Below are 1249 nucleotides of genomic sequence, written 5' to 3' on the forward strand. Positions count from 1 at the left end.
GCAATGCTGGCACTGCCAGCAGTGTATGATATTCATACAGCAATAAAAACAGAAGCGTCATACGACCTGATTTGACCGAAATATCATCAGGAATGAAGAAAAAGCAGAGTGCCATTCTGACCAGACTGTCGTTCCACAGAAAGCCTGCTTATCGTAAAAAGGCGATTTTTTAGTCAGTGCTGGCACTGCCAGCAGCGGGCGTTTTTTAATCAATAACATCGCGGTGATATTTTGCCAGCGTCAGCTTTTGACGGATATCTTTCACTATGTTGCGGACATGAGCTTGTGAGGAAGGTGAAGCGGAACGCTCAACATGTTGGGTGAATTCAACTGGCTTCTTCACAATGGCAGGCGCGGTAACAGCGGTTTCAGGTTGTCCATATAATTTTCCCTCCCGTGCCCGTTTCATCATTGCCAGCAACCAGCCGACCGGATTGCCGATTTTCCCTGCCTGTAACGCCTTATCCAGACAATTCAGCACGGTCTGTGCCTGTTCAGCAGGCAGCGCCTGCAACTGGCTGTTCAGCATCGTCACCGCTTCCGGCTCCAGTTGTCGGCAAAGTCCTTCTGGCAGAAAAATAGCAGACTGCGGGTCTGCTACGTATGTTTTTTTATTCACACTCTGTGTGAAAGAACGTACATAACGGTTCGGTTTAACGGGATCACTATAACGCGTTGATTTAAGACTGAGTTCGGATACCGAATTCAGCACAGTGTGTTCCTTTTGCTGACTCAGTTCGGTTTCCGAACCCGGCTTTATATGACTGAGTTCGGTTAACTGTTTTCCTTGTTGAAAGTTCTGGCGCATCACCCTTTGCTGCGGGGTTTGCACGGCATTCAGCCGTTCTTCCAGCAAACGGATATGGCTGTGACGATGGCGCATCAGCGGATCGTCTTTGATATCGGTCAGGACATCCCAGGCAGTCTGACTGATGGTGCGGTTTTTACTGCGACAGGCTTCCGCCACCGTATCCAGCCAGTGGGGATCGAGAATTTCGGCATCACGGCAGGTCAGCGGCTCATCGTGTTGGGCATAGATATTGCCCCGCACCCGTCCGTGTTCATCCCGGATACGCTTGCATAAACTCAGCCAGCCGGTGATTCGCAGCATCAGTAACACCCGGCTGACGGTTTCACGGGAGGCTTTGCCTTTATGGGGGGAGGCCAGCAATACCTGCAATTCGTCATAGCTGGGAAAAACGGCCCCTTCATTTTGCTGCGCGTACAAGCGGATCATCATCCAGCCCGT

Annotated in this window: 1 protein-coding gene; it reads right to left on the reverse strand. The window is 50.8% G+C overall.

All coding sequences use genetic code 11. The features are described from left to right. Positions 1-205 precede the first annotated feature (205 nt). Positions 206-1249, reverse strand: a 1044-nt coding sequence (locus ABLA85_RS18250; RefSeq protein ID WP_367965746.1) for an STY4528 family pathogenicity island replication protein, incomplete at its 5' end; no start/stop codon positions are given.

This window comes from Xenorhabdus sp. SGI246 (genome assembly GCF_040838225.1).
GTDB classification, from domain to species: Bacteria; Pseudomonadota; Gammaproteobacteria; order Enterobacterales; family Enterobacteriaceae; genus Xenorhabdus; species Xenorhabdus indica.